Source organism: Paenarthrobacter sp. Y-19 (assembly GCF_029223985.1).
In the GTDB taxonomy this organism is placed as follows: Bacteria; Actinomycetota; Actinomycetes; order Actinomycetales; family Micrococcaceae; genus Arthrobacter; species Arthrobacter nicotinovorans.
This window is the reverse complement of the sequence record NZ_CP119414.1, coordinates 1,915,400-1,942,221: the sequence shown is the minus strand read 5'-3', so window position 1 is coordinate 1,942,221 and position 26,822 is coordinate 1,915,400. Positions and strand designations below refer to the sequence as shown.

The 26,822-nt window shown below is 61.2% G+C and carries 29 protein-coding genes; 17 read left to right on the top strand and 12 right to left on the bottom strand.

Annotated elements, in window-relative coordinates; genetic code table 11:
* Nucleotides 1-37 precede the first annotated feature (37 nt).
* On the top strand, nucleotides 38-790 hold the full coding sequence (recO, locus tag PYR64_RS08985; RefSeq protein WP_018777694.1) for a DNA repair protein RecO: 753 nt from the start codon (nucleotides 38-40) through the stop codon (nucleotides 788-790).
* Between the two features lie 2 nt (nucleotides 791-792).
* Nucleotides 793-1,617: an isoprenyl transferase gene (locus tag PYR64_RS08980; RefSeq protein WP_275779515.1), complete on the top strand. Its 825-nt coding sequence runs from the start codon at nucleotides 793-795 to the stop codon at nucleotides 1,615-1,617.
* A 15-nt stretch (nucleotides 1,618-1,632) separates the two neighbouring features.
* Here PYR64_RS08980 and PYR64_RS08975 read toward each other — a convergent pair whose 3' ends face one another.
* From PYR64_RS08975 to PYR64_RS08965, 3 genes are read right to left on the bottom strand one after another with little or no spacing between them, the layout of a single operon-like run.
* On the bottom strand, nucleotides 1,633-2,703 hold the full coding sequence (locus PYR64_RS08975; RefSeq protein WP_275779513.1) for an alpha/beta hydrolase: 1,071 nt from the start codon (nucleotides 2,701-2,703) through the stop codon (nucleotides 1,633-1,635).
* Nucleotides 2,700-3,800: an alpha/beta hydrolase gene (locus PYR64_RS08970; RefSeq protein WP_275779511.1), complete on the bottom strand. Its 1,101-nt coding sequence runs from the start codon at nucleotides 3,798-3,800 to the stop codon at nucleotides 2,700-2,702. Before PYR64_RS08970 ends, PYR64_RS08975 begins: the two co-directional genes overlap by 4 nt.
* Before the next feature lie 9 nt (nucleotides 3,801-3,809).
* Complete coding sequence (locus PYR64_RS08965; RefSeq protein ID WP_275779509.1) at nucleotides 3,810-5,450, bottom strand: FAD-binding dehydrogenase; 1,641 nt, start codon at nucleotides 5,448-5,450, stop codon at nucleotides 3,810-3,812.
* 110 nt (nucleotides 5,451-5,560) lie between these two features.
* Between PYR64_RS08965 and PYR64_RS08960 the strand changes: the two genes are divergently transcribed.
* On the top strand, nucleotides 5,561-6,640 hold the full coding sequence (locus PYR64_RS08960) for a quinone-dependent dihydroorotate dehydrogenase (RefSeq protein WP_039241323.1): 1,080 nt from the start codon (nucleotides 5,561-5,563) through the stop codon (nucleotides 6,638-6,640).
* Between the two features lie 61 nt (nucleotides 6,641-6,701).
* Here the strand turns inward: PYR64_RS08960 and PYR64_RS08955 are convergent, their stop codons facing one another.
* Nucleotides 6,702-7,295, bottom strand: a complete 594-nt coding sequence (locus tag PYR64_RS08955; protein ID WP_039241322.1) for a DUF3043 domain-containing protein — start codon at nucleotides 7,293-7,295, stop codon at nucleotides 6,702-6,704.
* 125 nt (nucleotides 7,296-7,420) lie between these two features.
* Here PYR64_RS08955 and PYR64_RS08950 point away from each other — a divergent pair, with 125 nt between their 5' ends.
* The 5 genes from PYR64_RS08950 to PYR64_RS08930 all read left to right on the top strand — a co-directional run bounded on the left by PYR64_RS08950 (nucleotide 7,421) and on the right by PYR64_RS08930 (nucleotide 12,588).
* On the top strand, nucleotides 7,421-8,854 hold the full coding sequence (locus PYR64_RS08950) for a dipeptidase (RefSeq protein ID WP_035733623.1): 1,434 nt from the start codon (nucleotides 7,421-7,423) through the stop codon (nucleotides 8,852-8,854).
* A gap of 161 nt (nucleotides 8,855-9,015) precedes the next feature.
* Nucleotides 9,016-9,405, top strand: coding sequence for an iron-sulfur cluster assembly accessory protein (locus tag PYR64_RS08945; protein WP_018777686.1), 390 nt, complete (start codon nucleotides 9,016-9,018; stop codon nucleotides 9,403-9,405).
* Between the two features lie 183 nt (nucleotides 9,406-9,588).
* Entirely contained in the window at nucleotides 9,589-10,458 is an 870-nt protein-coding gene (coxB, locus tag PYR64_RS08940) for a cytochrome c oxidase subunit II (RefSeq protein WP_018777685.1), read from the top strand.
* Nucleotides 10,459-10,468: 10 nt separating this feature from the next.
* Nucleotides 10,469-12,190 carry a cytochrome c oxidase subunit I gene (gene ctaD / locus PYR64_RS08935; RefSeq protein ID WP_018777684.1) on the top strand — a complete coding sequence of 574 codons (1,722 nt, stop codon included), beginning with the start codon at nucleotides 10,469-10,471 and terminating at the stop codon, nucleotides 12,188-12,190.
* Nucleotides 12,187-12,588 (top strand): cytochrome c oxidase subunit 4, encoded by a 402-nt coding sequence (locus tag PYR64_RS08930; RefSeq protein ID WP_018777683.1) that lies wholly within the window; start codon nucleotides 12,187-12,189, stop codon nucleotides 12,586-12,588. Before ctaD ends, PYR64_RS08930 begins: the two co-directional genes overlap by 4 nt.
* 125 nt (nucleotides 12,589-12,713) lie before the next feature.
* Here PYR64_RS08930 and PYR64_RS08925 read toward each other — a convergent pair whose 3' ends face one another.
* The gene (locus tag PYR64_RS08925) at nucleotides 12,714-13,007 is read right to left on the bottom strand and encodes an HPr family phosphocarrier protein (RefSeq protein WP_018777682.1); all 294 of its coding nucleotides are present in this window, start codon (nucleotides 13,005-13,007) and stop codon (nucleotides 12,714-12,716) included.
* Between the two features lie 156 nt (nucleotides 13,008-13,163).
* Here PYR64_RS08925 and PYR64_RS08920 point away from each other — a divergent pair, with 156 nt between their 5' ends.
* Nucleotides 13,164-13,955, top strand: a complete 792-nt coding sequence (locus PYR64_RS08920) for a GntR family transcriptional regulator (protein WP_039241320.1) — start codon at nucleotides 13,164-13,166, stop codon at nucleotides 13,953-13,955.
* A gap of 158 nt (nucleotides 13,956-14,113) precedes the next feature.
* Here the strand turns inward: PYR64_RS08920 and PYR64_RS08915 are convergent, their stop codons facing one another.
* The 4 genes from PYR64_RS08915 to PYR64_RS08900 all read right to left on the bottom strand — a co-directional run bounded on the left by PYR64_RS08915 (nucleotide 14,114) and on the right by PYR64_RS08900 (nucleotide 18,483).
* On the bottom strand, nucleotides 14,114-15,787 hold the full coding sequence (locus PYR64_RS08915) for a ubiquinol-cytochrome c reductase cytochrome b subunit (RefSeq protein ID WP_018777680.1): 1,674 nt from the start codon (nucleotides 15,785-15,787) through the stop codon (nucleotides 14,114-14,116).
* Nucleotides 15,765-16,835 carry a Rieske 2Fe-2S domain-containing protein gene (locus PYR64_RS08910; protein ID WP_018777679.1) on the bottom strand — a complete coding sequence of 357 codons (1,071 nt, stop codon included), beginning with the start codon at nucleotides 16,833-16,835 and terminating at the stop codon, nucleotides 15,765-15,767. Before PYR64_RS08910 ends, PYR64_RS08915 begins: the two co-directional genes overlap by 23 nt.
* A gap of 97 nt (nucleotides 16,836-16,932) precedes the next feature.
* Nucleotides 16,933-17,721 carry a c-type cytochrome gene (locus PYR64_RS08905; protein WP_018777678.1) on the bottom strand — a complete coding sequence of 263 codons (789 nt, stop codon included), beginning with the start codon at nucleotides 17,719-17,721 and terminating at the stop codon, nucleotides 16,933-16,935.
* An 87-nt stretch (nucleotides 17,722-17,808) separates the two neighbouring features.
* A complete protein-coding gene (locus PYR64_RS08900; protein ID WP_179128356.1) occupies nucleotides 17,809-18,483 on the bottom strand; it encodes a heme-copper oxidase subunit III in 675 nt (224 codons plus the stop codon).
* 127 nt (nucleotides 18,484-18,610) lie between these two features.
* Between PYR64_RS08900 and trpD the strand changes: the two genes are divergently transcribed.
* Entirely contained in the window at nucleotides 18,611-19,669 is a 1,059-nt protein-coding gene (gene trpD / locus PYR64_RS08895; RefSeq protein WP_018777676.1) for an anthranilate phosphoribosyltransferase, read from the top strand.
* A gap of 36 nt (nucleotides 19,670-19,705) precedes the next feature.
* On the opposite strand, the gene PYR64_RS08890 is transcribed toward trpD, so the two are convergent.
* Nucleotides 19,706-19,984, bottom strand: a complete 279-nt coding sequence (locus tag PYR64_RS08890; RefSeq protein WP_018777675.1) for an Lrp/AsnC ligand binding domain-containing protein — start codon at nucleotides 19,982-19,984, stop codon at nucleotides 19,706-19,708.
* Between the two features lie 72 nt (nucleotides 19,985-20,056).
* Nucleotides 20,057-20,446, bottom strand: coding sequence for a DUF3054 domain-containing protein (locus tag PYR64_RS08885; RefSeq protein ID WP_039241318.1), 390 nt, complete (start codon nucleotides 20,444-20,446; stop codon nucleotides 20,057-20,059).
* Between the two features lie 143 nt (nucleotides 20,447-20,589).
* On the opposite strand from PYR64_RS08885, the gene PYR64_RS08880 reads away from it, so the two are divergent.
* The 6 genes from PYR64_RS08880 (at nucleotide 20,590) to PYR64_RS08855 (ending at nucleotide 25,031) form a co-directional block, all read left to right on the top strand.
* Nucleotides 20,590-20,967 (top strand): VOC family protein, encoded by a 378-nt coding sequence (locus PYR64_RS08880; protein ID WP_018777673.1) that lies wholly within the window; start codon nucleotides 20,590-20,592, stop codon nucleotides 20,965-20,967.
* Between the two features lie 152 nt (nucleotides 20,968-21,119).
* On the top strand, nucleotides 21,120-21,575 hold the full coding sequence (locus PYR64_RS08875; RefSeq protein WP_018777672.1) for a VOC family protein: 456 nt from the start codon (nucleotides 21,120-21,122) through the stop codon (nucleotides 21,573-21,575).
* An 89-nt stretch (nucleotides 21,576-21,664) separates the two neighbouring features.
* Nucleotides 21,665-22,093, top strand: coding sequence for a VOC family protein (locus tag PYR64_RS08870; RefSeq protein WP_039241316.1), 429 nt, complete (start codon nucleotides 21,665-21,667; stop codon nucleotides 22,091-22,093).
* 418 nt (nucleotides 22,094-22,511) lie between these two features.
* The gene (locus PYR64_RS08865) at nucleotides 22,512-23,030 is read left to right on the top strand and encodes a hypothetical protein (RefSeq protein ID WP_275779490.1); all 519 of its coding nucleotides are present in this window, start codon (nucleotides 22,512-22,514) and stop codon (nucleotides 23,028-23,030) included.
* A gap of 520 nt (nucleotides 23,031-23,550) precedes the next feature.
* A complete protein-coding gene (locus PYR64_RS08860) occupies nucleotides 23,551-24,726 on the top strand; it encodes a site-specific integrase (RefSeq protein ID WP_250820234.1) in 1,176 nt (391 codons plus the stop codon).
* Complete coding sequence (locus PYR64_RS08855) at nucleotides 24,678-25,031, top strand: helix-turn-helix transcriptional regulator (RefSeq protein WP_250820233.1); 354 nt, start codon at nucleotides 24,678-24,680, stop codon at nucleotides 25,029-25,031. The genes PYR64_RS08860 and PYR64_RS08855 overlap by 49 nt, the downstream gene beginning before the upstream one ends.
* A 52-nt stretch (nucleotides 25,032-25,083) precedes the next feature.
* Here the strand turns inward: PYR64_RS08855 and PYR64_RS08850 are convergent, their stop codons facing one another.
* A complete protein-coding gene (locus tag PYR64_RS08850; RefSeq protein WP_250820232.1) occupies nucleotides 25,084-25,293 on the bottom strand; it encodes a hypothetical protein in 210 nt (69 codons plus the stop codon).
* A 114-nt stretch (nucleotides 25,294-25,407) separates the two neighbouring features.
* Here PYR64_RS08850 and PYR64_RS08845 point away from each other — a divergent pair, with 114 nt between their 5' ends.
* Complete coding sequence (locus tag PYR64_RS08845) at nucleotides 25,408-26,490, top strand: Fis family transcriptional regulator (protein ID WP_250820231.1); 1,083 nt, start codon at nucleotides 25,408-25,410, stop codon at nucleotides 26,488-26,490.
* Nucleotides 26,491-26,822 lie beyond the last annotated feature (332 nt).

The window sequence follows — 26,822 nt, the reverse complement described above, 5'->3', positions numbered from 1 at the left end:
AACCGTCCCGGGTCCAGGCATAGTGCGAAGATTAGATGTGGCCAATCCATCGTTTGCAGCCCGGTCCTACCGGGACGATGCCGTGGTTCTCCGTACCCACAAGCTGGGCGAGGCGGATCGCATTATTACCTTGCTGACCAAGCACCATGGGCAGGTCCGTGCCGTGGCAAAAGGGGTCCGCAGGACCAGCAGCCGTTTCGGCGCGAGGCTTGAGCCCTTCATGGTGGCCGACCTTCAGCTGGTATCCGGCCGCACGTTGGACATCGTCACCCAAGCAGTGGCGAAAGGTGCCTACGGAAGCAGCATTGCTGCCGACTACGGCAGATTTACGGTGGCTGCCGCCATGACGGAGACAGCAGAAAAGCTGACCGACGCAGACACGGAATCGGGCACGGCCCAATACAACCTTCTGGTAGGTGCGCTGGCGGCCCTGAGCCGTTCGGACCACCCTCCGGAGTTGATCCTGGATTCCTATCTTCTGCGCGCGTTGGCCACGGGAGGCTGGGCCCCCAGCTTCACGGCCTGTGCACGGTGCGGTAAACCGGGACCCCACACAGCATTTGCTGCTCCGGTGGGCGGAATGGTCTGCGGCGACTGCAGGCCACCCGGATCACCGGCGCCGGCGGCTGAGACCGTGGTACTCCTGGGCGCTTTGTTGACAGGCAACTGGGAGGTCGCGGACGTTTCCGACCCGCGGCACCGCAGGGAAGCCGCCGGACTGGTGGCGAGTTACCTGCAATGGCATTTGGAACGGGCCTTGAAATCACTCAAACACGTGGAGCGAAGCTGACAGTGGCACTTGGAAAGAAAAGCAAGACAACAGCGGCAAGGACTGCGCCGGTCGTCGCTCCTTACGGGCATCCATCCGGAGCGGTGCCGCCGGCAATTCCAAGTGAGCTTGTCCCGCAGCACGTGGCCATCGTCATGGATGGCAATGGCCGATGGGCGAACCAGCGTGGATTGCCACGGATCGAGGGCCACAAGGCCGGCGAACCGGCCCTCCTTGATGTGATGGCCGGAGCCATCGAACTGGGGATCAAGTACGTCAGCGTCTACGCTTTTTCTACAGAGAACTGGCGCCGTTCGCCCGAGGAAGTCCGCTTCCTCATGGGATTTAACAAGGATGTGTTAAGGCGGCAGCGGAACCAGCTGGACGACTGGGGCGTCCGGATCCGGTGGGCCGGCCGGCGGCCGCGGCTTTGGGGTTCGGTCATCAAGGAACTCGAAGAGGCCGAGGAATACACCAAGGGCAATGACACCTGTACCTTGACCATGTGTGTTAATTACGGCGGGCGGGCCGAGATTGCCGATGCTGTATCGGCCATAGCGCAGGACGTCGCAGCCGGCCGCTTGAAGCCCGGCTCTGTCTCTGAGAAGACCATACAGAGGTATCTGGACGAGCCCGATCTCCCGGATGTGGATCTCTTCCTCCGGAGTTCGGGGGAGCAGCGACTGTCCAACTTCCTGCTCTGGCAGTCCGCCTACGCGGAGTTCGTCTTCATGGACACCCTGTGGCCTGATGTGGACCGGCGCACCTTGTGGGACGCCGTCGAAATCTACGCCAAACGGGACAGGCGCTACGGCGGGGCCGTCGATGCTGCCCCGGTAGCGGAATAGCACACGTGGGCTAAATCAATACGGGTATGCAGCCAGCCAGACGGCGACATCCCGGTACGCCTGCTGCCGGACAGTGCGACGGGACAGGAAGACGTCGTGGAGCGCACCCGGATACCGGAACACTGCTGTCCGCCGGGCCAGGCCGAGAGCACGCCGGGAGGTCTGTTCGACGTCGATGACGGCGTCTGCGCGCATAAGGTCCGAGGTCCATTCCGCCTGAATCCTGGTGCGACCCGACAGGAGAACCAAGACGGGTGCGTCAATGTTCAGCTTGCGCTCCACTGCCGCGTGCCCCGCCAGTACTGCCTTGGTCCAACCGGCGCGAATGGGGAAGGACGTGCGCGGACGCCAGACCGGGTCCAACATCCATTCGCCGTGTGCCTCATTGCTGACGCTCTCCCAGTAGGCCGGCATTTCCGGGAAGCGGAAGGGTCGTTTCGGGTCCGTGCGGGCAAAAGGTTCCACCAGGTGCATGGCGATGCTGCGGACGAGGCTGCTGCCCTGGAGTTCCAACCAAGGGGAGTTAAGTACGAGGGTGCCGACCTTGCCCGGGTTGCGGTCGGCCCAGAGTGCCGCGATCAGCCCGCCAAGGGAGTGGGCAATCACGTGGATCGTAGGCGGCACAGGGTTGTTGGTCCGTTCTGCCACATCCGCTTCAATCGCCCGGAGGGCCGCGGACAGGTCTTCGTCGTAGACACCGAGATCCGAGGCGTAGCCGGGGGTTTGTCCCGGGAGCAGGCTTCTGCCGAATTTGCGGAGGTCCAGGGCATAGAACATAAATCCAGACGCGGTAAGGTACTCGGCCAGCTCGGTTTGGAGGAAGTAGTCTGCCCACCCGTGGAGGTAGAGCACCGCTCGCGGCGCCCCGCCGGACTCGGGCGGAGTACGGCGCTTTCTTTTTGCGAAGGTCGTCAGGAAGTCGAGGATTCCGTGCGGGGAGGTGTCCCCGGTGGGTGGCGAGTGCCGCACCAAGGTGGCTTTGACCGGGCCCTCTTCGTCAGTCCCCAAGGGCAAATCCAGGCTCTCGTAGTTGTGGCCCAGTACATCCGGCCCCCACTGTGTTCCGGCGTTACCTGTAGCAGTCATGCATCCCCCTTCTTTTGGTGTTCCCTGCTGTGGTGTTCCCTGCTGTGGTGTTCTTGGGCCGGGTGCTCCGGCACGGTGGTTTCCGGCACGCTGCCTTGCGGGGCGCCATAGCGCATGTATCCACTGATCCAGCGGCCCAGCCTTGCATAAGCGTCCTGCCGCACTGCAGGTGCCGAAAGGAAGACATCGTGGAGCCCGCCATCAATGCGTTCCAGGGTGACTGTCCGGCCCAGTGCCATGGCCCGGAGGGCGATAATGCCGACATCCAAGACGGCATCGGAGCGACGCATCGATTCCTGCCACACCATGCCATTGGCGCTGGCCGCAGATGTAAGGACCAAGACCGGCATCTGCAGGTTCAACCCTTGCGATACCAGCGCATGGCCCGCGAAGACGGCGCTGAGCCAGCCTGCCCGGACAGGGAAGGCAAGCGGGGGCCGGTACTTCTCGTCCAGCGCCCATTCACCCTCGGCGCTGCTGCTGATGCTCCGGAAGTAGAAGCCTCTCTCCGGCAGCCTCAGTATGGTTTCAGGACGAAGTTTGGCCAAGGGAGCCAGCACAGTGTGGACGGCACGACGAACCAACGAATGACCGTGCATTTCCAGCCATGGACTGTCGAGGACCAGGAACTGGAGTTCGTCCTGGTGCCGGCTTGCCCACAGCGCTGCAATCAATCCGCCGGTTGAGTGTCCCATCAAGGTCAGACTGCCCGGAGGGACGCCGGCACGGTCAGCACGGATGAGTTCCAGGGCTCCGTCGATTTCGGCGTCGTAGTAGGCCAAGTCAGCCACGTAGCCACCCGGGCTGTCCGATCGAAGACTTCGTCCGTGGTTGTGCATGTCAAGGGCATAGAAGTCGTAACCCTGGCCCGCCCAGAACCGGGCCAACTCCGTATTGAAGAAGTAGTCGCTCCAACCGTGCAGGAACAGGACGGCACCATAGGGGGCGTTTCCAGCCCCCGGACCTTCGTGCGGCCCGGCAGGCAGTTCCGCCCTGTGACGGATCAGAGTGGCGCGGCGGACGACGCCGTCAGGCCCTGCCGCCTCAAAACTGCAGGATTGAAAGTCCTTTCCCAGGATGTCAGGGGTCCACTCCATGGCCCTAGCTTAGACACTGGCGGCGGCTTCCCGCCCCGCGGCCCTCCCGCTGAAGAGACAGCCGCCGAGGAAGGTTCCTTCCAGGGCACGGTACCCGTGGATGCCGCCTCCGCCGAACCCCGCCGCCTCGCCGGCAGCGTAGAGGCCCGCTATGGCATGACCGTCATCGTTGAGCACCCTGGACTTCAGATCCGTCTGGAGGCCGCCAAGGCTCTTTCTGGTGAGGACGGACAGGCGGATGGCTATCAAGGGGCCGTGAGCCGGGTCCGTCAGACGGTGCGGGGGCGCGACGCGCATCAATTTATCCGTGGCAAATCGCCGTGCAGCCCTGATTGCCGCGAGTTGGGGGTCCTTTCCCAAGCCGCTGGACACTTGGCGGTCACGTGCTTGGACCAGGGCCTCAAGGGACCCGGCATTGATCAGCTGGTTGCCGGTTAGTTTGTTCATCCCTGCAGCGAGTTCCCGCACCGAGGAGGCCTGGATGAAGTCTTCGCCTTTGTCCAGGAAACGCTGGATGGGGGAGTCGGCGCCGGGTTTCAGGCGTGAAGCCAACAGACGGACATCCTTGCCGGTCAGATCCGGGTTCTGTTCCGATCCGGACAGGGCAAGCTCCTTGAGCGCGATGGTCCGATTAAGGACAAACCAGGAATACCCGTGGTTGGTCGCGACAATGTGGCTCAAAGCGCCCAGTGAATCGAAGCCGGGAAACAGCGGGGCGGGCAGCTGGGCTCCGGTGGCGTCCAGCCACAGGGACGACGGGCCCGGAAGCATGCGGATGCCGTGCTGTGGCCAGACGGGATCATAATTGCGGATTCCCTCCGGGTAGTGCCACATCCTGTCACCGTTGATCAACGAGCCACCCGCTGTCGCTACCGCCGGAAGGAACCCGCCGTCCACTGACGCGGGCACACCGCTGAGCATCTCCGCAGGCGCCTTTCCCCCTGGCCATTGCCGCCTGACAACCTCGTGGTTGCCGCCGATCCCTCCGGTGGTCACCACCACCGCCCCCGCATTCACTTCGAAGTCTCCGACGGTGACCCTGGACGATGCCTGGCCCCGGACCGCCGTCGACTGTTCCAGGACCTGGCCGGCCACCCCGGTGACCTTTCCCGCCGTCGTCGTCAGGGCTGCGGCGCGGTGCCTGAAGCACATCCGCACCTTTCCCGCGGCTACACCCTCCTGCACTTTGGCCAGGAAGGGTTGGACGAGCGCCGGACCTGTTCCCCACGTGACGTGGAAGCGGGGCACCGTATTGCCATGACCCTGCGGTCCGTAGCCTCCCCGCTCCGCCCACTGGACCAATGGAAAGATGCCGACGCCCAGGTTCCTGAGCCAACTCCTCTTCTCGCCGGCTGCGAAGTTGACATAGGCCTCGGCCCAGGCCCGCGCCTGCGTATCGGCGGGCCGGTCGAAAGCGGCGGAGGCGAACCAGTCAGACAACGCGAGCTCGGTACTGTCCTTGACGCCGAGCCTGCGCTGTTCCGGGGTGTCGACCATGAAGAGGCCGCCGAAGGACCAGTGGGCCTGACCGCCGAGCGAGGCTTCCGGCTCCTGGTCCAGCACGATGACGCTCTTTCCGGCGGCATACGCTGTGGCAGCGGCCACGAGCCCCGACAGGCCGGCGCCGACTACTGCGATGTCGGCAGTCATGGGCTGATGTTCATGATGTGCGTCACTATCTACCGGCGGCATGCGTACATGCTAGCGGCTTCCATGGTCACGGGTTTGGCGAGTAGTCCCCGAACGGCAAAACTAGGATCATGCGTGTTTACCCCACATTCTTCAAGTTGGCCTTTTCCTGGATGGATGCCGAGAAGGCCCACAAGATCGGTTTCCAGGGAATCCGGCTTGCCCACCGTTCGGGCGCCGGCCGGATCCTGGCAAAGCTGACTGCGCCTGATGCCTCCTTAAGGACGGAGGCGTTGGGCCTCACTTTTCCGTCGCCGTTCGGTTTGGCCGCCGGCTTCGACAAGGAAGGCCACGGCATTGAGGCCCTGTCCGAGCTCGGTTTCGGCCATGTGGAAGTTGGCACCATCACCGGACAAGCTCAGCCGGGCAACGAGAAGCCCCGGCTGTTCCGCCTGATCGAGGACCGCGCTGTTATCAACCGCATGGGATTCAACAACGACGGCGCCGCGGCAGTTGCGCCGCGGCTTAAGTCGGCACGGGCTGCTTTGCAAAGGCAGTACCGTGACACACGGCCAATCATCGGGGTCAACATCGGCAAGACCAAGGTAGTGGAGCTGGAGGACGCCACTGAGGACTACCTGGTGAGTGCAAGGACCCTGGCTCCGGCGGCGGATTATCTGGTGGTCAACGTCAGCTCACCGAACACGCCTGGCCTCCGTCTGTTGCAGAACGTCGAAACCCTCCGCCCGCTCCTGAGGGCCGTCGGCGACGCCGCCGATGAGTCCGCGGGGCGGCATGTGCCGCTGCTCGTCAAGATTGCTCCGGACCTGTCCGATGAAGACATTGACGATGTCGCCCGCCTGGCGTTGGACCTTAAGCTTGATGGCATCATCGCCACCAACACCACGATTTCCAGGGGCGGCCTCATGTCTGATCCCGCAAAGGTTGATGCCCTCGGTGCCGGTGGATTGTCCGGGGCGCCCCTCAAGCAGCGCTCCCTGGAGGTTCTGCGCCGCCTCAAGGAAGCGGTCGGCGATCAGCTCGTTCTCATCGCTGTTGGTGGCGTAGAGACACCCCGCGATGTGCAGGACCGGCTGGATGCCGGAGCAACCTTGGTGCAGGGATACACGGCCTTCCTCTATGAAGGTCCGTTCTGGGTTTCCCGCATCAACAAGGGCCTGGTAAAGCTCCGCAAGCGGTCATCCCGCTAAAGCGCAAAAGCAGGAGACCCCGGACCAATGGTCCGGGGTCTCCTTTTGAATGGTGTGGCTACTAGGCCGGGTACTGCCCGCGCTTCACCTGTGGCTTGGGCAGGCGAAGCTTGCGGAACTGGAGCGCACGCATGCAGCCGTACCAAACGGATCCGCGCTCAACCTCGCCGAATTTTGCTGTCAGCTGTTTGCGGAGCTTGCGCGACAGGATGAACACGTCAACGAAGACTGCGAGGAACATGATCCAGAAGCCGACAAGGACGTAGCTGATGCCGGCGCTGGTGGGCGGAATGATCAGCGAGATCACGACGAACAGCAAAGCTCCGAACATGAGGTATTCGCCCAGGCTGAAACGGGCATCGACGTAGTCGCGCACGTACCGCTTCTGGGGTCCCTTGTCCCGTAGGGGGAGGAACTTCTCGTCACCGGTGTCCAGGGCCTGGCGCATTTTCTGGCGCTGGTCCTGGATTGCCACCCTTTCCGCAGCCTTCGAGGCCTTGCGGTCGGTGGGCACCAGGGGGCGTTTCCGGGCTGCTTCCTGGGCCTTCCGCTTGGGCGTAGGGGTGCCCTTACCGGCACCCGGTCCCGGGGCGGTGGCGTAGGCTTGGTCTACTACTGACTGAGCGCTGGGCTCTTCCTTTTTACGTCCGAACACCCATACAGAATACCCTCGGCAAGGTGGCGCACGTTACCTCGTGGGAGGTTGGCCGGGGTTATGGGTCCGGTCAGCCCGGCCTTGCATCCCGCCGGGGCTTGTTACCCGGAGGTAAAGTGTGGGCCATGACTTCAGCGCATGCGGAGAACCCGCAGAACAAGCAACAGCACTCCGGCGACATCCCGGTCGAGGAACTGGAGAAGGCGGTCAACGAGGCCTTCAACTCCACCATGGATTCCCTGAAGAACCTGGTGTCCATTCCCGGCATTGCATGGCCCAGCTTCGACCCCAATGAACTCGATCGAAGTGCCGAGGCCGTATCTTCCCTGGTACAGGCCGCCGGCATGCCGGACGTCCGTATCCTGAGGTGCAACAAAGCCGACGGTACCCCCGGCGGCCCTGCCGTCGTCGCCCGTCGACCCGCCGCGGACGGCAAGCCGACCATCCTTCTGTACGCCCACCACGACGTACAACCGCCGGGTAACCGGGATCTGTGGACCTCTGAGCCCTTTGTAGCGGAAGAACGGGACGGCCGCCTGTACGGACGCGGTGCGGCCGATGACAAAGCAGGCATCATGGCCCACCTGGCTGCTTACAGCGCCGTCAGCGAAGTTCTTGGCGAAAAGTTCGGCCTCGGCGTGACCTTCTTCTTCGAGGGCGAGGAAGAGGCGGGCTCGCCCACTTTCCGCACCTTCCTTGAGGAACACCAGGAGCTGCTCCGTTCGGACGTCATCGTGGTGGCCGATTCGAGCAACTGGAAAGTGGGTGTTCCGGCCCTGACCACCAGCCTCCGCGGCTTGGTGGACGGCACGTTCGAAGTCCGCGTCCTGGACCACGCCGTCCACTCAGGGATGTTCGGCGGGCCGGTCCTGGACGCTCCTACGCTTCTGTCACGCCTGATCGCCACACTCCACGACGACGACGGCAATGTGGCAGTCGCCGGGCTGGTGGGGCGTGATGACGTGGTGGTCGACCTCACCGAAGAGGACTACCGCGCCGACGCGTCAGTGCTCGACGGCGTGCGGCTCGCCGGGAGCGGGACCATCGGTTCGCGCCTCTGGACCAAGCCGGCATTGTCCATCATCGGCATGGATGTACCGGCTGTAGACGTGGCCTCCAACACCTTGATTCCCGCAGCACGTGCCAAATTCAGCATGCGCCTGGCCCCTGGCCAGGACCCCGAAGCTGCCATGGACGCATTGAAGAACCACGTTGAGTCGAGGGCGCCATTCGGAGCCAAGGTGACCTTTACGCCGGGGGAGCGCGGGAACGCCTTCAGCACCGACACGACCTCATCTGCCGCCCGTGTCGCTTTGTGGGCCTTGGAACAATCCTGGGGCGTGCAGCCTGTGGAAATGGGAATCGGCGGGTCCATTCCCTTCATTGCCGACCTCCTGGAAATGTATCCGGACGTCCAGATCCTGGTGACAGGGGTGGAAGATCCCGATTCCCGCGCGCATAGCGCCAACGAATCCCTCCACATCGGCGACTTCCGCCACGCAGTGTTGGCTGAAGCGTTGATGCTTGCACGCCTGAACGCCGAGGGGCTGGGGGCTTAGTCCCTGTTTAGCCGGGAACAAGGAAATGCTGTCAGTGGTTACGTCTGGAGTTATAGCAAAGCGTCTGCGCGACGTAGCATTAGCTATAACCCGTATGTAATTGGGTAAGGGCAGGCAGCGTCCCGGCGCCGCCTCCAGAAGCTTCATAAGAAGGTAGGCCAATGAGCACTGCAACCAACGAAAACAGCACCGGAACACAGGTCGTCACCAGTGACGAACTGCCCACGCACGAGGTCAATCTGACCGACGTCGCAGCAGGCAAGGTCCGCAGCCTCCTCGAACAGGAAGGGCGCACCGATCTTCGGCTGCGCGTTGCAGTCCAGCCTGGCGGATGCTCCGGCTTGATCTACCAGCTCTACTTTGACGAGCGCATGCTCGACGGAGACGCTGTGCGTGACTACGACGGTGTCGAGGTCATCGTGGACAAGATGAGTGTCCCTTACCTCAGCGGTGCAAGCATCGACTTTGAAGACACCATTTCGAAGCAGGGCTTCACCATTGACAACCCGAACGCCGGCGGGTCTTGCGCCTGCGGTGATTCGTTCCACTGATGTGAGCCATCGCCGCATGTCGGCGCCCCTCCGGGCCGCTTCAAAAGCGTTCGGAGCCACGGCGCTGACATGTGCGCGAAAACCGCCTGATAGCGGTAAGCTCTACATCGGGTAGTAAAACTTTTAGTGTGCCCGGTGAGCCTTCGGCCTGCCGGGAGACAGCAACAAGAGGAAGGGCCGTCTGTGAGTTCGCAGAACCGAACCGGCAGCCGACGCATAAAGATCACCTCGATCACTGGCTTGGCACTCGCCGGCGCGTTGGTTTTGACCGGATGTTCACCAGAGGTAGAGAAGGGTTGGCTGCCTACAGAGCGCGGCACGACCAACCACACTGACCGGATCATGGACCTCTGGGTCAACTCATGGATCGCCGCCTTGGCAGTCGGTATCATCACGTGGGGCCTCCTGGTCTGGTGCATCATTGCTTACCGTCGCCGTAAGGGCACCACGGGATTCCCCAAGCAGCTCAGCTATAACCTGCCGCTCGAGGTCTTCTACTTGACCATCCCGCTGTTCATGGTGCTGGTGTTCTTCTACTTCACCGACCAGGACCAGCGCGCGATCGACGATCGTTCACAGCCTGCAGATGTCGTTGTTGATGTCCGCGGAAAGCAGTGGGCCTGGGACTTCAACTACAAGCAGGGCCAGGTCATCTCCGAGGACCTCCACGAAGCCGGCGTTCAGGCTCACCTGACGGGCGCCGAAGTGGACAAGGAACTGCTCCCCACCCTGTACTTGCCGGTTGGCAAGTCCGTGGACCTGGAGCTGAACTCCCGCGATGTCATTCACTCCTTCTGGGTTCCCGCCTTCCTTCAGAAGCGCGACATGATCCCCGGCAAGACGAACTACATCCGGTTCACTCCCACCAAGGAGGGCACCTTCGATGGAAAGTGCGCCGAACTCTGCGGTGAATATCACTCCGAAATGCTCTTCCGCGTCAAGGTTGTCTCCGAGTCTGAGTTCAAGGCCCACATGGACAAGCTCCGCCAGGATGGCAACACGGGCCTGCTCGGTGCGGAATACGACCGCAATCCGAACCTGAACGAAAAGTAAGGGGAGCGACGTGGCTACTTACACTCAATCCGCCGGGACCCTTGAGGCTCCCGTAGTTCCTAAATCCAAGGGACGCATTGTCGTCAACTGGATCACCTCCACGGACCACAAGACCATCGGGTACATGTACCTCATTGCGTCGTTCGTGTTCTTCTGCCTCGGTGGCGTCATGGCGCTCCTGATCCGTGCAGAACTGTTCGAGCCGGGCATGCAGATCCTGCAGACCAAAGAGCAGTACAACCAGATGTTCACGATGCACGGCACCGTGATGCTGCTGATGTTCGCAACCCCGCTGTTCGCCGGCTTCGCCAACGTCATCATGCCGTTGCAGATTGGTGCCCCGGACGTTGCGTTCCCGCGTCTGAACGCCCTGGCGTTCTGGTTCTTCCTCTTCGGCTCCACCATCGCCGTATCCGGCTTCATCACCCCGCAGGGTGCTGCCAGCTTCGGTTGGTTCGCTTACGCACCGTTGTCGAATACGACATTCAGTCCGGGTGTCGGTGGTGACCTGTGGGTCTTCGGGCTCGCGCTCTCCGGTTTCGGAACCATCCTTGGTGCCGTCAACTTCATCACCACCATCATCTGCATGCGCGCTCCGGGCATGACCATGTGGCGTATGCCGATCTTCACCTGGAACACCCTGGTGACGGCAATCCTCGTCCTCATGGCCTTCCCGCCGCTTGCAGCTGCACTCTTCGCCCTTGGCGCTGACCGCCGCTTTGGTGCCCACATCTTCGATCCCGAAAACGGCGGCGCCGTCCTCTGGCAGCACCTGTTCTGGTTCTTCGGCCACCCCGAGGTGTACATCATCGCCCTGCCGTTCTTCGGTATCGTTTCCGAGATCTTCCCGGTCTTCAGCCGGAAGCCGATTTTCGGTTACAAGGGCCTTGTCTACGCAACCATCGCCATTGCAGCTCTGTCCGTGACCGTGTGGGCCCACCACATGTACGTGACCGGTTCCGTCCTGCTTCCGTTCTTCGCTTTCATGACGATGCTGATCGCAGTACCGACGGGCGTGAAGTTCTTCAACTGGATCGGCACCTTGTGGCAAGGATCCATCACGTTCGAAACGCCTATGCTCTGGAGCATCGGCTTCCTGGTGACGTTCCTCTTCGGTGGCCTGACGGGCATCATCCTGGCATCGCCGCCGCTGGACTTCCACGTTTCCGACTCATACTTCGTGGTCGCCCACTTCCACTACGTGGTCTTCGGTACCGTCGTGTTCGCCATGTTCGCCGGCTTCTATTTCTGGTGGCCCAAGTGGACCGGCAAGATGCTGAACGAACGTCTTGGGAAGATCCACTTCTGGCTGCTGTTCCTCGGCTTCCACGGCACGTTCCTGATCCAGCACTGGCTGGGTGTTGAAGGTATGCCGCGTCGCTACGCCGACTACATGCCGCAGGACAACTTCACGTGGATGAACCAGTTCTCCACTATTTCCTCCTTCGTCCTGGGCGCTTCGCTGCTGCCGTTCTTCTGGAACGTCTACATCACGTGGCGCAGCAACAAGAAGGTTGAAGTAGATGACCCGTGGGGCTTTGGTGCTTCGCTGGAATGGGCAACCTCGTGCCCGCCGCCGCGCCACAACTTCACTTCCTTGCCCCGTATTCGCTCCGAACGCCCGGCCCTGGATCTCCACCACCCGGAGTTGGCCCAGGTGCACACCGCCGAGGCTCCGTCACCCGCAGCAGCAGTTCTGGGTAACGCCGACCAGAGGGACGTCAGCAAATGAAAATTGAATCGTGGCTCTTCGGAGCCGGAGTCTTCTTCTTCGTACCCGTAGCGATTGCGTACGGCTTCCTGACCGAATGGTCCGAGTGGGTTGGCGTGCTCGGCATCCTGCTCGTAGGTGGCCTCGCGGGCATGATCGGTGCTTACCTTGGCTTCACAGGCAAGCGCATCGGAATGCGCCCGGAGGACCGTCCTGACGCAGAGATCCACGAGGGTGCGGGGGAGCAGGGTCACTTCAGCCCCTGGAGCTGGTGGCCCCTGGTTCTTGGCCTCTCGTGTGCAGGTGGATTCCTCGGCTTGGCCGTAGGTTTCTGGGTAACCTACGTGGCTGGTGGCCTGGCCATCGTTGCCTTGATCGGCTGGGTCTTCGAATACAGCCGCGGCGACCACGCCCACTAGCAGTTCCAGAACGGCAATAAGGATGGGCCCTACCGAAAGGTGGGGCCCATCCTTATTTGTGTATTCAGGGTTCTTTTCCGCGTGCGGCATCCCCGTGTGATGGGTGGTCCGCGCGCAACGTAGCCTCAGCGGGCCTCAGGAGCCTCCAGGACGGAGGAAAGAGCAGCAAGGGCATTCCGTGCCGTCCAGAGAGTTTGAGAGTCCGTGAGCGCATCGGGGGCGACCTCAAGAAGAACTTCACATCCGTGGCCGAAGTCCTCTGTCATGACCTCGAGCAGAGATCGGGCGTCGACTGGCTTGCCGTCTGTCTTCCGGATTGTCACGGGCAGTCCTGTCTCCGTGACGGCACGGACAAAGACTGCTGCCGCGCGGGCATGAAGGCCGATCTCAGCGGCGACTAAGGCTTTCTGCTGCGGCAAGCCAGCTCCTTTGCTACGGCGGTTTACTCCGCCAGGAAATGATCCATACAAGAGTAGCCGCCATCCCGTGAAGCCCACCAGTTCAATGCCCGCTGGTCTAGACCTGTGGCTGTCTGTCTTATCCTTGAAACATGACTCAATTGCTGGATTTCTGCTGTGGCTGACGCAGCCGGCATTGCTGGCGAGATTGACCGTTCCAGCAGCACGCCCATCTACATTCAATTGCGTGAAATCCTTCGTACCTTCATTGGGCAGTCGTGTCCGCCGGGTTCGGCCCTTCCTTCCGAACGGGATCTCTCGGAGCGCTTTGGCCTTGCACGCATGACTGTTCGACAGGCAATCGATGCGCTGGTCGGCGAAGAAGTCATAGAGCGCGTCGTAGGCTTGGGAACTTTCGTGAGGAAGCCCAAGCTGGACCTTCAGGTGAAGCTGACCTCCTACAGTGAGGAAATGCAGCGGCGCGGCATGGTCCCGGCCGCCAAGGTTCTGAGTTTTGAACAGATTGGAGCCAGTGCGTTTCTGGCGCGGGAACTGCAGCTCGACGAGGGAACGCCCCTGGTTCGGTTCCGGCGGCTTCTCCTGGCCGATAACGAGCCCATGAGCGTGGACGAGAACTTTATTCCGGCACACCGCGTTCCAGGACTTCTCGATGAGGCCCCGCCAACGTCGCTGTACAACGTTCTGAGCGAACGGTATGGCCTGGTCATGGAGTGGGGCGAGGACATGATCGAGGCAACGGCTGCGTCACCGTCCACTGCAAGGTTGCTGAACGTGGACGTCGGATCGCCGCTGCTGAAGATCCAGCGCCATGCCTTCGTTGCGCGCGCAATGGTGGACTATTCCGTCTCCTACTACCGTGCGGACAGGTACAAGCTGTGGGTTCCCTTGCAGCGGCCCGGAGTGCGTCCTACGCGCAACTATGCATCGGGATACCGGACCACTCAGTAGAGCTTGCCCGGCGCGCCGTCGGGTGGCTGTCGGGTGGGCCTCCGCACCATCGGTGTGGGACTGGACATCCGACCCCTTACAGCGTTCTTTGAGATCCAACAACAGAAGGGGCACAGTCCGCATGGACTGTGCCCCTTCTGTTGTCGAGGTCCGGGCCGTTAGTGGCTCAGGCTCTTTTGCTCGTCGGCCGCTTCGATGGCCTCGTGGTGGCCATGTGCGTGCGCGGCTTCAAGTTCCGCAGGCGTTGCCGGAGCAACGCGGTCTTCGAAGAACCAGCGGGAAAGCGCTGCACGGCGCTTTTCCTTGCGGGTTACTACGCCATGCTCATTCGGCTGCGCCGGCAGGGGAGCCGGTGATTCGAAGCCTACGAGCTTGTAGCGCTTGTACTCGTCCAGGGGTGCGTGGACTTCGATGAACTCGCCGTGCGGGAGCCGAACGATACGTCCGGTTTCGCGACCGTGGAGTGCAATTTCGCGGTCCTTGCGCTGGAGAGCCAGGGCAATTCGCTTGGTGACGATGAAGGCGATGATCGGGCCGATGAAGAACAGCGTCCGCAACCAGTACGTCACGTCATTCAATGACACGTGGAAGTGAGTGGCAATGAGGTCCGAGCCGGCTGCGGCCCACATAACGCAGTACCAAGTGAAACCGGCCACACCGATCGCAGTGCGGGTGGGTGCATTGCGGGGGCGGTCCAGAACGTGGTGTTCACGGTTGTCCTTGGTGACCCAGCGTTCGATCCATGGGTACATGAATAGAACGGTGAAGATGATTCCCGCAGGAACCAGGGCCGGAAGAAGCACGTTCAGCGTGAGCGTGTGTCCAAAGACGATCCACTCGAAGTGGAAGTTGTTGATGACACCCGGCATAAGGCGAAGGGCGCCGTCGACGAATCCGATGTACCAGTCAGGCTGGGTGCCGGCCGAGACAGGGGAGGGGTCGTAAGGCCCGTAGTTCCAGATCGGGTTGATGGTGAACGCTGCCGCCATGAGCGCCAGAACACCGAACACGATGAAGAAGAAGCCACCGGCCTTGGCCGCGTAAACCGGGCCGAGGGGGTAACCGACGACGTTGCCGTCGTTGCGGCCCGGGCCAGGGTACTGCGTGTGCTTGTGGACAACCACCATGAAGAGGTGGATCACGATCATCAGCAGGATGAGGGCGGGCACCAAGAGGATGTGGAGCACATACAGGCGGCCGATGATGGCCGTACCCGGGAACTCCCCACCGAAGAGGAAGAAGGAGATGTACGTTCCGATGACCGGAATCGACTTGATCACGCCGTCGATGATGCGCAGGCCGTTACCGGACAGCAGGTCATCGGGGAGGGAGTAACCGGTGAAGCCGGCAGCCATGGCGAGGATCAGCAGGACGCCGCCCACAACCCAGTTCATTTCGCGGGGCTTGCGGAAAGCGCCCGTGAAGAAGACACGCAGCATGTGAACGCCGAGGGATGCCACGAACAGCAGTGCTGCCCAGTGGTGTACTTGGCGCATGAAGAGACCGCCACGGACATCGAACGAGATGTTCAGCGACGAGTTGTAGGCAACAGACATTTCGACGTTGTACAACGGCGTGTAGGAACCCTGGTAATGGGTTTCTGCCATGGACGGATCGAAGAAGAAGGTCAGGAAGGTACCCGACATCAGCAGGATGACGAAGGAATACAGCGCCACCTCACCGAACATGAACGACCAGTGGTCAGGGAAGACCTTCCGGCCGAACTCGCGCAGGATGCCGGAGCCGCCAACACGCTCGTCTACAAAGTTGGTGAAACTACCAACCTTGGTCTTCGGAACGAAGGGGGCTTCAGCTGTTGATGAGGCGCTCATGCTCGTCACGCTCCCAGTAACTCGGTCCTACAGGTTCTCTGAAGTCGCTGGTAGCGACGAGGTAGCCCTCTGCATCAACCGCGATAGGCAGCTGGGGAAGCGGACGGCTGGCCGGCCCGAAGATGACCTTGCATTCCTGCGTGAGGTCAAAGGTGGACTGGTGGCACGGGCACAGAAGGTGGTGCGTCTGCTGCTCGTAAAGAGCGACAGGGCATCCGACGTGCGTGCAGATCTTGGAGTAAGCAACGATTCCGTTGTAGCTCCAGCTCTCGCGTCCCTCGGAAGGATTCAGCGAGTTCGGGTCCAGACGCATCAAGAGGACAACGGCCTTGGCCTTTTCGTTCAACTTGCCCTCGTGGAGCTCGTTGAGGCCCTCGGGGATAACGTGGAAAGCCGAACCGATGGTGACATCCGAGGCCTTGATGGGTGTGCCATCGGGGTCGCGGGTCAGGCGCTTGAGCTTGCCGCCCTCCGGAGCCCACATGGTGTGCGCCAGAGCCTTGTCAGGACGCGGACCCAAGTCGCCAAAGATGGCAAGAGCGGGCAGGGGAGCCAAAGCGACAGCACCAAGAAGGGTGTTGCGGATCAGCGGACGGCGCTTGATGCCGGTTTCCTCGACGATGTCGTCGACGATGCGCACAGCTGCCTGGCGGTCCTCTTCGGTACGGATAGCGTGGCGCTCTTCAGAGACTTCGTGATCGGGCATCAGGGCCTTGGCCCAGTGCACGATGCCGGTGCCGATACCGAGCATCGCGAAGGCCGTGCCGAGGCCCAGAAGAAGGTTCTGGGTGCGGATGGTTGCAATGGTGGTGTCGTCGCCAAGGTCAATGGCGAAGTACGCCACCAGGAAGACCAGCGTTCCGATGACGGAGGTGCCAAACAGAATGGCTACCTGACGCTCGGCGCGCTTTGCGGCTACCGGGTCCGTGTCAGCCAGGCGCAAACGATGCGGAGGGAGTCCAGGATCCTGGAACTTCTCCACCTCATTCTGACCAGCCGTAGCTACGGTGCCCGAGTGGTTCGGACTGCCGTCACTATGGTTGCCCATAATTCGCCTCATCCTTCTCTCGTTGTCTCGGCCGGGGCCGAGTTATTTTCAGTTTCAAACTGCTGATCGTGCAGCAGAAGTTTTCGTTGCTTCGCGATCAGGACGTGCGGGACGTCAGCCAGATCGTGAATGCGATGATGACACCCAAGCCGGCAACCCACACGAACAGGCCTTCGGAGACCGGGCCGAGGGATCCAAGGTCAGCGCCACCCGGCGAACCATTGGCTTCAATGGTCTTCAGGAAGGTGATGATGTCGCGCTTGTCTTCAGGGGTGACGTTCGAGTCGTTGAACACGGGCATGTTCTGCGGGCCCGTGGCCATTGCCTCATAAATGTGCTGTGAGCTGACGCCTGCAAGAGCCGGAGCGAACTTGCCTCGTGTCAGGGCTCCACCAGCAGCAGCTGCGTTGTGGCACATGGCGCAGTTGACGCGGAAGAGTTCGCCACCCTTGGCAGCGTCTCCCTTGCCATCGAGGAGGTGTTCCTCGGGAATGGCCGGACCTGCGCCAAGGGATGCAACATAGGCAGAGAGCTGCTTGGTCTGCTCTTCATTGAACTGGGCGGGCTTCTGCTGGGCCTGCGGGCCGTTCATCTGCATGGGCATACGACCGGTACCAACCTGGAAGTCAACCGCAGCAGCACCCACGCCGACCAGCGAGGGGCCGTCCTGGGTTCCGCTGGCACCCATGCCGTGGCAGGTGGCGCAGTTGGCGGCGAAAAGCTTGCCGCCTTCTTCTACGTCACTGGCGCTGTAGCTTGTGGTGTCGGCCTTGGCCTGGTTGACAGATGTGGCAACGGCGTACAGCCCACCAGTGAGGAGGAGGCCCATCAATAGCAGCGCTATGGCTGCCAGTGGGTGACGTCGCTTCTGCGAGAGTGCCTTCACGTGGTGGTTCCTTTATTCGATCCTGCGTCGGCTCCGTGAGCCGCTTCTTGAAATTCTGCCTCTTGTAGAAAAAGAGTCAAGCCGGGCTTACTTGAGGACGTAGATGACCAGGAAGAGGCCAATCCAAACAACGTCAACGAAGTGCCAGTAGTACGAGGTGACGATTGCCGACGTCGCTTCAAAGTGTCCGAACTTCTTGGCCGCAAACGCACGGCCGATGATGAACAGGAAAGCGATCAGGCCGCCGATGACGTGGAGGCCGTGGAAGCCCGTGGTCATGTAGAAGGCGGAGCCGTAGGCATTGGAGGACAGGGATACGTGCTCGGATACGAGCATGGCGTATTCCGTCGTCTGCCCGGCAACGAAGAAGGCACCCATGATGAAGGTGAGGGTAAACCATTCGGTCATGCCCCAGCGGGTGAACTGCAAGAGCCCGCCGGTGCGGCGGGGTTCGAGCCGCTCGGCGGCAAAGACGCCCATCTGGCAAGTAAAGGAACTTGCCACAAGGACGATGGTGTTGACGAGCGCAAACGGGAAGTTGAGCTTGGCCGTCTCCTCGGCCCACATCAGTCCTGATGTGGATCGCAGGGTGAAGTACATGGCAAAGAGGCCGGCGAAGAACATCAACTCACTGGACAGCCAAACTACGGTTCCAACAGAAACCAAGTTAGGGCGGTTCAGCGTCGGGTGCGCCGGGGTACTGGGGGCATGGGTCGCAGATGTCACAAGGACATTATGTCTGTAAAAGTCCAGAGTTCCCAATGCAAACCACCGATTCGGGAGACTTTTTCTACAAAGACGCGTTCTACAAAGACGCGAAATCGCGCGGAAAAGTTCCCGGCGTGGTTCACATTGGTCATCGGCGTGGCTGGCTCGATAGCATCAGGGAGTGACTTCTCCGGCATCGGCACCTGCAGCCAGCAATACCTGGCCAGGGCTCATCTCAGCACTGATCAACGGCGACGACCTTGCAGTGGACAACACAGCGTGGGCCATGAACACGATCATGTCCGGAGAAGCTACTCCATCGCAGATTGCAGGCTTCCTGGTGGCCTTGCGGGCCAAGGGCGAGACCGTTGAGGAGCTTGCTGGTCTGGTGGAGGCCATGGTCCAGCATGCCAATCCCATTTCGATCTCGGGTGAAAAGCTGGACATCGTTGGAACCGGCGGGGACCGCCTCAACACTGTGAATATCTCCACAATGGCGGCACTGGTGGCTGCGGGCGCCGGAGCCAAGGTTGTAAAGCACGGCAACCGGGCTGCTTCATCGACCTCGGGCTCGGCGGATGTCCTGGAGGCACTCGGTGTGCGCCTGGATCTGTCCATCGACCAGGTGGCGCGCAACGCGGAAGAGGCCGGAATCACGTTCTGCTTTGCTCAAGTCTTCCACCCCTCGTTCAGGCACACGGCAGTCCCTCGGCGGGAATTGGCCGTTCCTACGGCGTTCAACTTCCTGGGTCCCATGACCAACCCCGCACATGTCCAGGCATCTGCCGTGGGCGTGGCGAATGCGCGGATGGCGCCCCTTGTTGCCGGCGTGCTGGCCCGCCGCGGTAGCCGCGGCCTTGTGTTCCGTGGAGATGACGGGCTTGATGAACTTACGCCAACGGGGCCATCCACGGTGTGGGAGATCAGGGACGGTTCCGTGACAGAAGAGGTGTTCACACCTGCCGAGCTCGGTATCAAACCGTCCACCGTAGCGGACCTCCGTGGTGGGGACGCCACGGTGAATGCTGGCGTCGTCCGCGAAGTGCTTGACGGCAAGCCCGGTCCCGTCAGGGACGCGGTGCTCCTCAACGCAGCTGCAGGGTTGGTGGCATTCGATCTCCACGCTGACGGAAGCCTGCTGGACCGGATGCGGGCTGCCTTCGGCAGGGCAACTGAGTCGATTGATTCCGGGTTGGCTGCCGGAGTGCTGGCCAAATGGACGGCCCTCAGCCAAAGCTGATTTGGCTCACGTTCTTCCCGTGCGCAGGCTCAGTCCTTATTCAAAACCGAGGGCAAATGCGGCGTCCAGGTCATGCTGTGAGTAGGCGCGGAACGCAATGTGCGTGGTGGTATGGACCACTGAAGGCACCTTGGACAAGCGATCTGCAATGACGTCCGCGAGATCCTCGTGCTTGGACACCCGGGCAACAGCGATGAGGTCCCATTCGCCGGTGACTGAATAGACCTCGCTGATGCCTTGGATGGCCGAGATTTGTTCGGCGGTTTCCGGGATGCGCGAGGCATCGGTCTTGATCAGGACAAAAGCGGTGATCACGTGGGGCCTTTCCGGAAAAGCATCGTTGCGGACGCTCCCCAGCCTAGTGCATGTGCTGGTTGGAGGATCGGATCAGGCTCGGCGTTGCCGGCTTGCCGACACCCGACGGACCAACGCAATCACCGCACGGAAGCCAAGCAGGAAAACACCCAGGCTGATCAGCGCAACAATGACAAACGGCAGGACGACGGTTTGTCCCGTCACGGCCCTCAACATCATGCCGACGATCACGGCCGCGAGCCACACTGCCACGCCGGATGGCCAGACGGCGAACGGCGCACGCCACACCCGCAGGACAAGCCAGCCGAGCAACGCGCCTACCAGGAACGGCCATGCTGTGATGAAGGCGCCGGAAATAATGTCTCCGCGGGCATGGGCGTCACGGCCGATCGCAGCGAACACGAGAATCAGCAGAAGATCGGCGGCCGCGGCTGTAAGCCAGGATTTCGAGGTTGAAAGCATGATCCTGACAATATCGGGGGAGGAGGGCCACCGCGAAGTTGAGCGTTCCCCGAAAGTCGGTGTGCGGTGGACACTTGCGCGTAGTGCACCGCTGAGGCGACGATGACCGGGAGGGGCCGACAGCCCCCGCTCCGGGAGGTCGAATGAAACTGCTCCAGGTGGCCCAGCACGCCGGCGATCTGCAGCGGGCAGCTGCCTTCTACTCGGCACTGTTGGGCTCGGAACCGAAGGCGCTGTTCGACCCTCCCGGACTTCTGTTTTTCGATGTTGGCGGCGTGCGGCTGCTTCTGGAGGAGGCCGCGCCCTCATCCCTCTTGTATCTGGAGGTAGGTGACCTCCACGGCTTGGTGTCAGGTCTTAAGGAGCGCGGCGTCCGGGTCATATCTGAACCCCACATGATTTTCGCCCACGAAGACGACCTTTTGGGTCCTGCGGAGTCGGAGGAGTGGATGGCGTTCATCGAGGACAGCGAAGGCAATACGGTCGGGCTGGTCAGTCGGGTCAGGCCGGCGGGCGACTGACCTGGATTGGATGGTGCGCCCCCTGTTGCGACACTGTGCGTTGGGTCCGGCGTGCCAGTCTCCACCCGCCGTCGGGCATTGTTTGGACGAAACGGGGCTATTAGCCTCGTGTGGGGACGATCGGTTCCCAAGACCTTTGGAAGGTTGGCAGGATGCAGAAGATTTCCACTTGTTTGTGGTTCGACGGCCAAGCGGGGGAGGCAGCGGAGTTCTACACGTCGACGTTCGCAAATGCGTCCATGGGGCAGCCAATGCCGGGTCCCGATGGCACGGTCATCATGGTCGGATTCGAAATCGGGGGCCGGGAGTTCATGGCATTGAACGGAAGGCCGGGACTTGGCTTCACCGAGGCCATCTCCTTGGTTGTGAACTGCGAAAACCAAGATGAGGTGGATCGGTACTGGGACGCGCTGGTTGATGGGGGAGAGGAGGGCCGGTGCGGGTGGCTCAAAGACAAGTTCGGTGTCTCCTGGCAAATCATCCCGACCGCAATGCCCGAGTTTTTGAACGGTCCGGATGAGGCCGGATCCCGCCGTGCCATGGAGGCCATGATGACGATGGGAAAACTTGACCTGGCGGTGCTGAAAAAGGCCTACGACGGCGACTAGAAAGTTTGGGGGACAGGCGCCTCTGGGCGCTGTTAGCATTGCCGCACGGTGACGTGCGCACCCTTCATAACCATGAGGAGAACTGACTGATGACCACCCGCCTCAATCCATACATCTCGTTCCTCGACAACGCCAGGGACGCAATCAATTTCTATGAGTCCGTCTTCGGCGGCGAATTGACTCTTAGCACCTTTGGAGACTTCCAGGCCAGCCAAGACCCTGCGGAAGCCGATAAGGTCATGCACGCCCAATTGACGACGCCGAACGGCCTGACGCTGATGGCGGCAGATACGCCCAACGGCATGGAGTACAACCCGGGTAACAACATGTCTGTCTCCTTGAGTGGTGAAGCTGCGGACGAAGCGGAGCTGCGCGGCTACTGGGAGAAACTTGTCGACGGCGGCACGGTCACCGTGCCGCTCGAGAGCGCTCCGTGGGGCGACACCTTCGGCATGTGCGTGGACAGGTTTGGCATCGCATGGTTGGTCAACATCGCCGGGGAACAACAGGCCCAATAGCGCCACTCTCCATGCCCGCTACGGCCATGCCGTAGCGGGACGCGACAGGGATGCCCGTCCGGATAACCGGACGGGCATCCTTTTTGATTGCTGCTCCGGATGCGACTGACTCGCTTGTCACATAGTCAGTTGATAAAGTCACTAAAGTCGCAGGGTTGTCATAAACGAGACAACACTGTCAAGTAAATAACGGGCTAACTCTTTGTAACTGAGGCACCTGAAGCTTGTTTGGATAGTCCCGCGGTGATAGCGTTTCGCTGGCTGGACATATGGGGGATTCGGCAAGCATTTGGCTAAGACTTTTAGCGGCCCAATCATCACTTGAAATTCTTCATCAACCCAGGGGAAGCAAATGAGAAGAACTATTGCGACAATTGTGCTCGCAGGAACTGTCATGTTCGCTGGAGCCACGTCCTCCATGGCCAGTACCTACCCGGCGCCCGGCAATGAGCAGGGAACCGTTTCGGACGGCACCATCGATCGTGGTGAAACGATCACCTTTTCCGGCGGCGGATACATCCCAGGCGAGACTGTCAACGTTAGTTTCGAGAAGAGAGGTCGCCCGCGGGGGAGCGCCCCAGCCAACTTCGCCGTCATCGCCGACGGCAATGGCACCATCTCCACAAACATAACCTTCGACAACGCCGGCAATTACATGATTTCCGCCGTCGGTGCCACATCCGGCAATATTCGTTCGGCGCGCGTGGCAGTGAATAACGGCAACCACGGACGCGGAAATAATGGCAATGGCAAGGGCGGCTCTGATTTCGTTGCTGTCTCCAGTGTTACTGATGCTCGAGCGGCAGTTGGTGTGGCGGACTCGAGTGCCGACTCCGGCATGGTCATATGGGGGCTGGTTGGTGCCGGTGTGCTGGCGGCGGGCGCGGCGTCCGTGGTGGTCGTGCGTCGTCGTGCGGGTACCAGTACGACAGATTAGAAGACTTTCATAACGCGGGGTGGGTGTTCCTTGAGGGATCACCCACCCTGATCACTTTCAACATTGGAGTGAATTCCCGTTTTGATTTCTTTTATGCGTTCGTGCGAAGACCATCGCTGCGCATTCTTTGTTATTACTGATTTCGTCAATATAACCGGATGACTGTAGTGCCGGGCGACCCTCTGGTTTCCAAGCGGCGACTCGATGTGGCGCATCGTGGCGGTAACCGCGGAGGCGCGGGACGGGCGCGAAGATCGGTGTAGGCGGGGAGCGGAGAATCATCCGTCTAGCCGGGCTCTCTGAGACTTTACTTTACATAATGTAGATTATCGGCGTTCGAGTGGGACGAGTAGAAGTGGATGAGATAACTCGTCTCAACCTGCCATGCAGCGTTTTCCCACGTCAGGGATCGTTCGCATGTGATGGGATTGAATGATGACCAGCAGCTCGACCGCGTCATTGCGCGCTCTAGCGGCGTAATCTCTCATTTAATGAGAGATTCTTGCGTAGAGTTTGGCTTGTGAACATCGAACCTGGCCGGATTCCTGCCTTTCTGAACACTGAGAACGTTGGGCTGCTGCGGGCTGAAGACCGGGTTTTCGAGGCGATGCTTGATGGTTGGCGGGCGCAGATGCTGGCACGCGGGCTCTCAAACGCCTACATCAAAAGCTCCTGCAGTGTCGTTGAGCGGTTCCAGGAGCACGCGAACGAGTATCCGTGGACATGGTCGGCACATAACGTGGACGAATTCCTCGCAGACCGTCGCAGTTCAGAGAAAGGCCTGGCGTTGTCCACGCTCAGGTCCAACGCGGGAGCTATCAAGGCGTTCTGCGCGTACGTGACCGACGGGCGCTATGGGTGGGCAGCGTTTTGCGAACGGGTGTTCGCCGACATCCCGGTGCAGGTCGTATTTGAGTGGAACTCACCGCGGCATACCACTGACGATGCCATGCCGCCGCGCCGGAGGGCCTTCGCCCGGGCAGAGCTTCAAACGTTCTTTGATGCCGCTGATGATCTGATCGATACGGAGTTTGCCAAACGCTCCAAGCGTTGGTTGCCGGCGTTGAGGGATTCGACGGCGTTCAAGGTTGCCTATGCTTACGGGCTGCGCCGTCGTGAACTGACCATGCTTGAGTACGTCGATTTCGGCCCTAATCCCCACGTTGAACAGTTCGGCCGGTTCGGTGCGCTCCAGGTGCGGTGGGCCAAAGGAACAAAAGGCTCAGGCCCTCGGCGCCGGACCGTGCTGACCGTCCCGGAGTTCGATTGGGTCGTCGGTCAGTTGGAGTACTGGCTCTCCCCCGATGGCCGTAAACGCTTCGCCACCGCGGACCGTTCAGCCAGCATGTGGCCCTCGGAGCGCTCGGGTTCCACGGTCTACCGCAACTTCGACCGGGCCTTCCAACGCATCAGGAAAGCCGCTGGATTGCCGGACGAGTTGTCCCTGCACACCCTGCGGCATTCCTACGTCACCCACCTGATCGAGGCCGGCTACGATCCGTTGTTTATCCAGCAGCAGGTCGGTCACAGCTACTCATCGACGACAGCCCTCTATACTTCCGTGTCGGCGGACTTCAAACAGAAGACCGTCCAGAAGATGATCGCTCAGCGGCTACGCGGCAGCGGCACTGACGAAGGGAACGGCCCATGGCTGAACAGCGACGGATCGGCTACCGATGGAACCTTCGGCAGATGATGGCCCAACGGAACCTCTGGAAAACCACCGAGCTCCTCCCCCTCCTCAAAGCCCGCGGCATCAACCTCTCCAACGCCCAGGTCCACCGGCTCGTCACAGGAACCCCTGAACGCATCCCGGCCCAGACCTTTGCAGCGCTCTGCGACATCCTCGAATGCACACCCAACGACCTGTTCGAACCCTACGTCCAGATGCGCGCAGCGAAGACCGCCAACGCCCCCAAACGGCCAGAAGACCTCGGAATCCAGCCAGGCTCACCGGTCGCCCGCCGGATCAGGGTCCTGCCGCCGGACGACGATGCCTAGACCCCGGAAACCCAGCGACCCCGCGAAATGGCCCGAACCATGCGGACGCTGCTCAGAACACCACCAAATCGTCGTCCGCTGGCCCGACAGCGGAATCTGTGGCTACTGCTACCAGCAAGCCAAACGAACCCGGGGCAGCTGCGCCTGCGGCCACGAGGGTATCCTGCCCGGCCGGGTAGACACGCTCCCGGCCTGCCGCAAATGCTCCGGCGTCAAACTCAACATCGACTGCATCGGCTGCGGCAACGAAGATGAGATCCACTCCGGAAACCGCTGCTGGGCCTGCGTCCTCGCAGCAACAGTCGACCGGCTCCTCACGCCTGAAGAAAAGGCACCTTCCTCCGAACTGCAAGCCATCGCAACAGCGCTGAAATCCATGAAACGAGCCAACAGCGGCCTTACTTGGATACAGCAGCCCCACGTCACCGGCTTCCTCCGCCAACTGGCAGCATCGCCCGACATCACCCACACAGGCCTCGACCAACTCCCCGCTTCGCCAACCCGCGAATACGTCCGCGGCCTCCTCGTCGAACACAACGTCCTGCCCCGCCGTGACGAGCTCAGCCAGCGATTCACCAGCTGGGCCGGCCAAGCGATCGACAGGGTCACGACCCAGAACCATCGCGACGTGATCCGCCGCTACATCCGCTGGCACCACCAACGCCGCATGAACCAAATGGACGAAGTCACCCAAGGTACCTTCCTCAGAGCCAAACAATCAGTCACGGTCGCCATCGAACTGCTCAACTGGCTCACTGAACAACACACCGACCTGGCAACCATGACGCAGGCACACCTGGACCGCTGGCAAGCAGAAGGCCCCACCACCCGGGGAATCGCATCCCGCTTCCTCGACTGGGCAACCAAAACCAACCTCATCGACCCCTCACTGAAGCTGCAACCCCACCGCCGCGGCACCAGCCCCCGACTCGACGCAGCCACACAACAAGACCTTGTCCAAGGCCTCACCCACACAACCGAAATGAGCCCACGAGACCGCGCGGCAGCGATCCTTGTCCTGGTCTTCGGCCAGCAGATCTCGGACGTCGTTAAACTCACCTGGGACCACGTCAAGGTCACCGACGAAGAAGTCACCATCACCCTCGGAACCGTCGAGATTGCCCTCACACGGCCACTCGATGAACCCTGGCGCGAGTTGGTGGCCACTCCCACACATGATCAGACCGCCGCGCACCCCAACAGCAACTGGGTCTTCCGCGGCGGCTCACCCGGAAAACATCTCCGAGCCTCCAGCCTCACCGAACGACTCAGAACAGCCTTCAGCAGCCGAGCAGCCAGGCTCGGAACCCTCCACGAACTCACCAAACTCGCCCCGGTAGCCATCATCGCGGAAGCTCTTGGCTACGCCCCGGCAACAATTGACCGCCATGCGCTGGCCTCTTCGGCAAACTACATGGAATATATGGACTCTGTCCGGCCGGCAAACGTAAGTGAGTGAGTATCAGCCACTGTGGACCTTGATAAACGAAGGTCGCCTCAGGAAACTAGAAGCCGGAGATTCCACTGGACTGGCATCGGGCGCGCTCACCGCTGAGAAATCCTATCGAGGAACTGGTTTACCTGCCGTCAGAGAGGTGCTGATGCCTGAGCGTTTTTACGTCTCCGGATTTCCTTCCTCGTTGCGAAGGCTTGGAAGAACCACAGGACTGCCAGGGCTGCATAAAGAGAAGCGGGCCATTCAGGAAGTCGCAAGACACCGACGACGGCGAACCCCACGCCTATGAGAACGTAGGCATACCCAAGCCATACGAGATCTCTAATGTCATACTT

Bases quoted from the DNA above. Each gene is read 5' to 3' on its own strand.
- PYR64_RS08855 (WP_250820233.1), top strand. From the start codon at position 24,678: ATGGCTGAACAGCGACGGATCGGCTACCGATGGAACCTTCGGCAGATG.
- PYR64_RS08875 (WP_018777672.1), top strand. From the start codon at position 21,120: ATGCAGAAGATTTCCACTTGTTTGTGGTTCGACGGCCAAGCGGGGGAG.
- PYR64_RS08880 (WP_018777673.1), top strand. From the start codon at position 20,590: ATGAAACTGCTCCAGGTGGCCCAGCACGCCGGCGATCTGCAGCGGGCA.
- PYR64_RS08865 (WP_275779490.1), top strand. From the start codon at position 22,512: ATGGCCAGTACCTACCCGGCGCCCGGCAATGAGCAGGGAACCGTTTCG.
- PYR64_RS08975 (WP_275779513.1), bottom strand. From the start codon at position 2,703: ATGACTGCTACAGGTAACGCCGGAACACAGTGGGGGCCGGATGTACTG.
- PYR64_RS08870 (WP_039241316.1), top strand. From the start codon at position 21,665: ATGACCACCCGCCTCAATCCATACATCTCGTTCCTCGACAACGCCAGG.
- PYR64_RS08970 (WP_275779511.1), bottom strand. From the start codon at position 3,800: ATGGAGTGGACCCCTGACATCCTGGGAAAGGACTTTCAATCCTGCAGT.
- PYR64_RS08885 (WP_039241318.1), bottom strand. From the start codon at position 20,446: ATGCTTTCAACCTCGAAATCCTGGCTTACAGCCGCGGCCGCCGATCTT.
- PYR64_RS08945 (WP_018777686.1), top strand. From the start codon at position 9,016: ATGAGCACTGCAACCAACGAAAACAGCACCGGAACACAGGTCGTCACC.
- PYR64_RS08960 (WP_039241323.1), top strand. From the start codon at position 5,561: ATGCGTGTTTACCCCACATTCTTCAAGTTGGCCTTTTCCTGGATGGAT.
- PYR64_RS08950 (WP_035733623.1), top strand. From the start codon at position 7,421: ATGACTTCAGCGCATGCGGAGAACCCGCAGAACAAGCAACAGCACTCC.
- PYR64_RS08915 (WP_018777680.1), bottom strand. From the start codon at position 15,787: ATGAGCGCCTCATCAACAGCTGAAGCCCCCTTCGTTCCGAAGACCAAG.
- PYR64_RS08910 (WP_018777679.1), bottom strand. From the start codon at position 16,835: ATGGGCAACCATAGTGACGGCAGTCCGAACCACTCGGGCACCGTAGCT.
- PYR64_RS08965 (WP_275779509.1), bottom strand. From the start codon at position 5,450: ATGACTGCCGACATCGCAGTAGTCGGCGCCGGCCTGTCGGGGCTCGTG.
- PYR64_RS08845 (WP_250820231.1), top strand. From the start codon at position 25,408: ATGAAACGAGCCAACAGCGGCCTTACTTGGATACAGCAGCCCCACGTC.
- PYR64_RS08930 (WP_018777683.1), top strand. From the start codon at position 12,187: ATGAAAATTGAATCGTGGCTCTTCGGAGCCGGAGTCTTCTTCTTCGTA.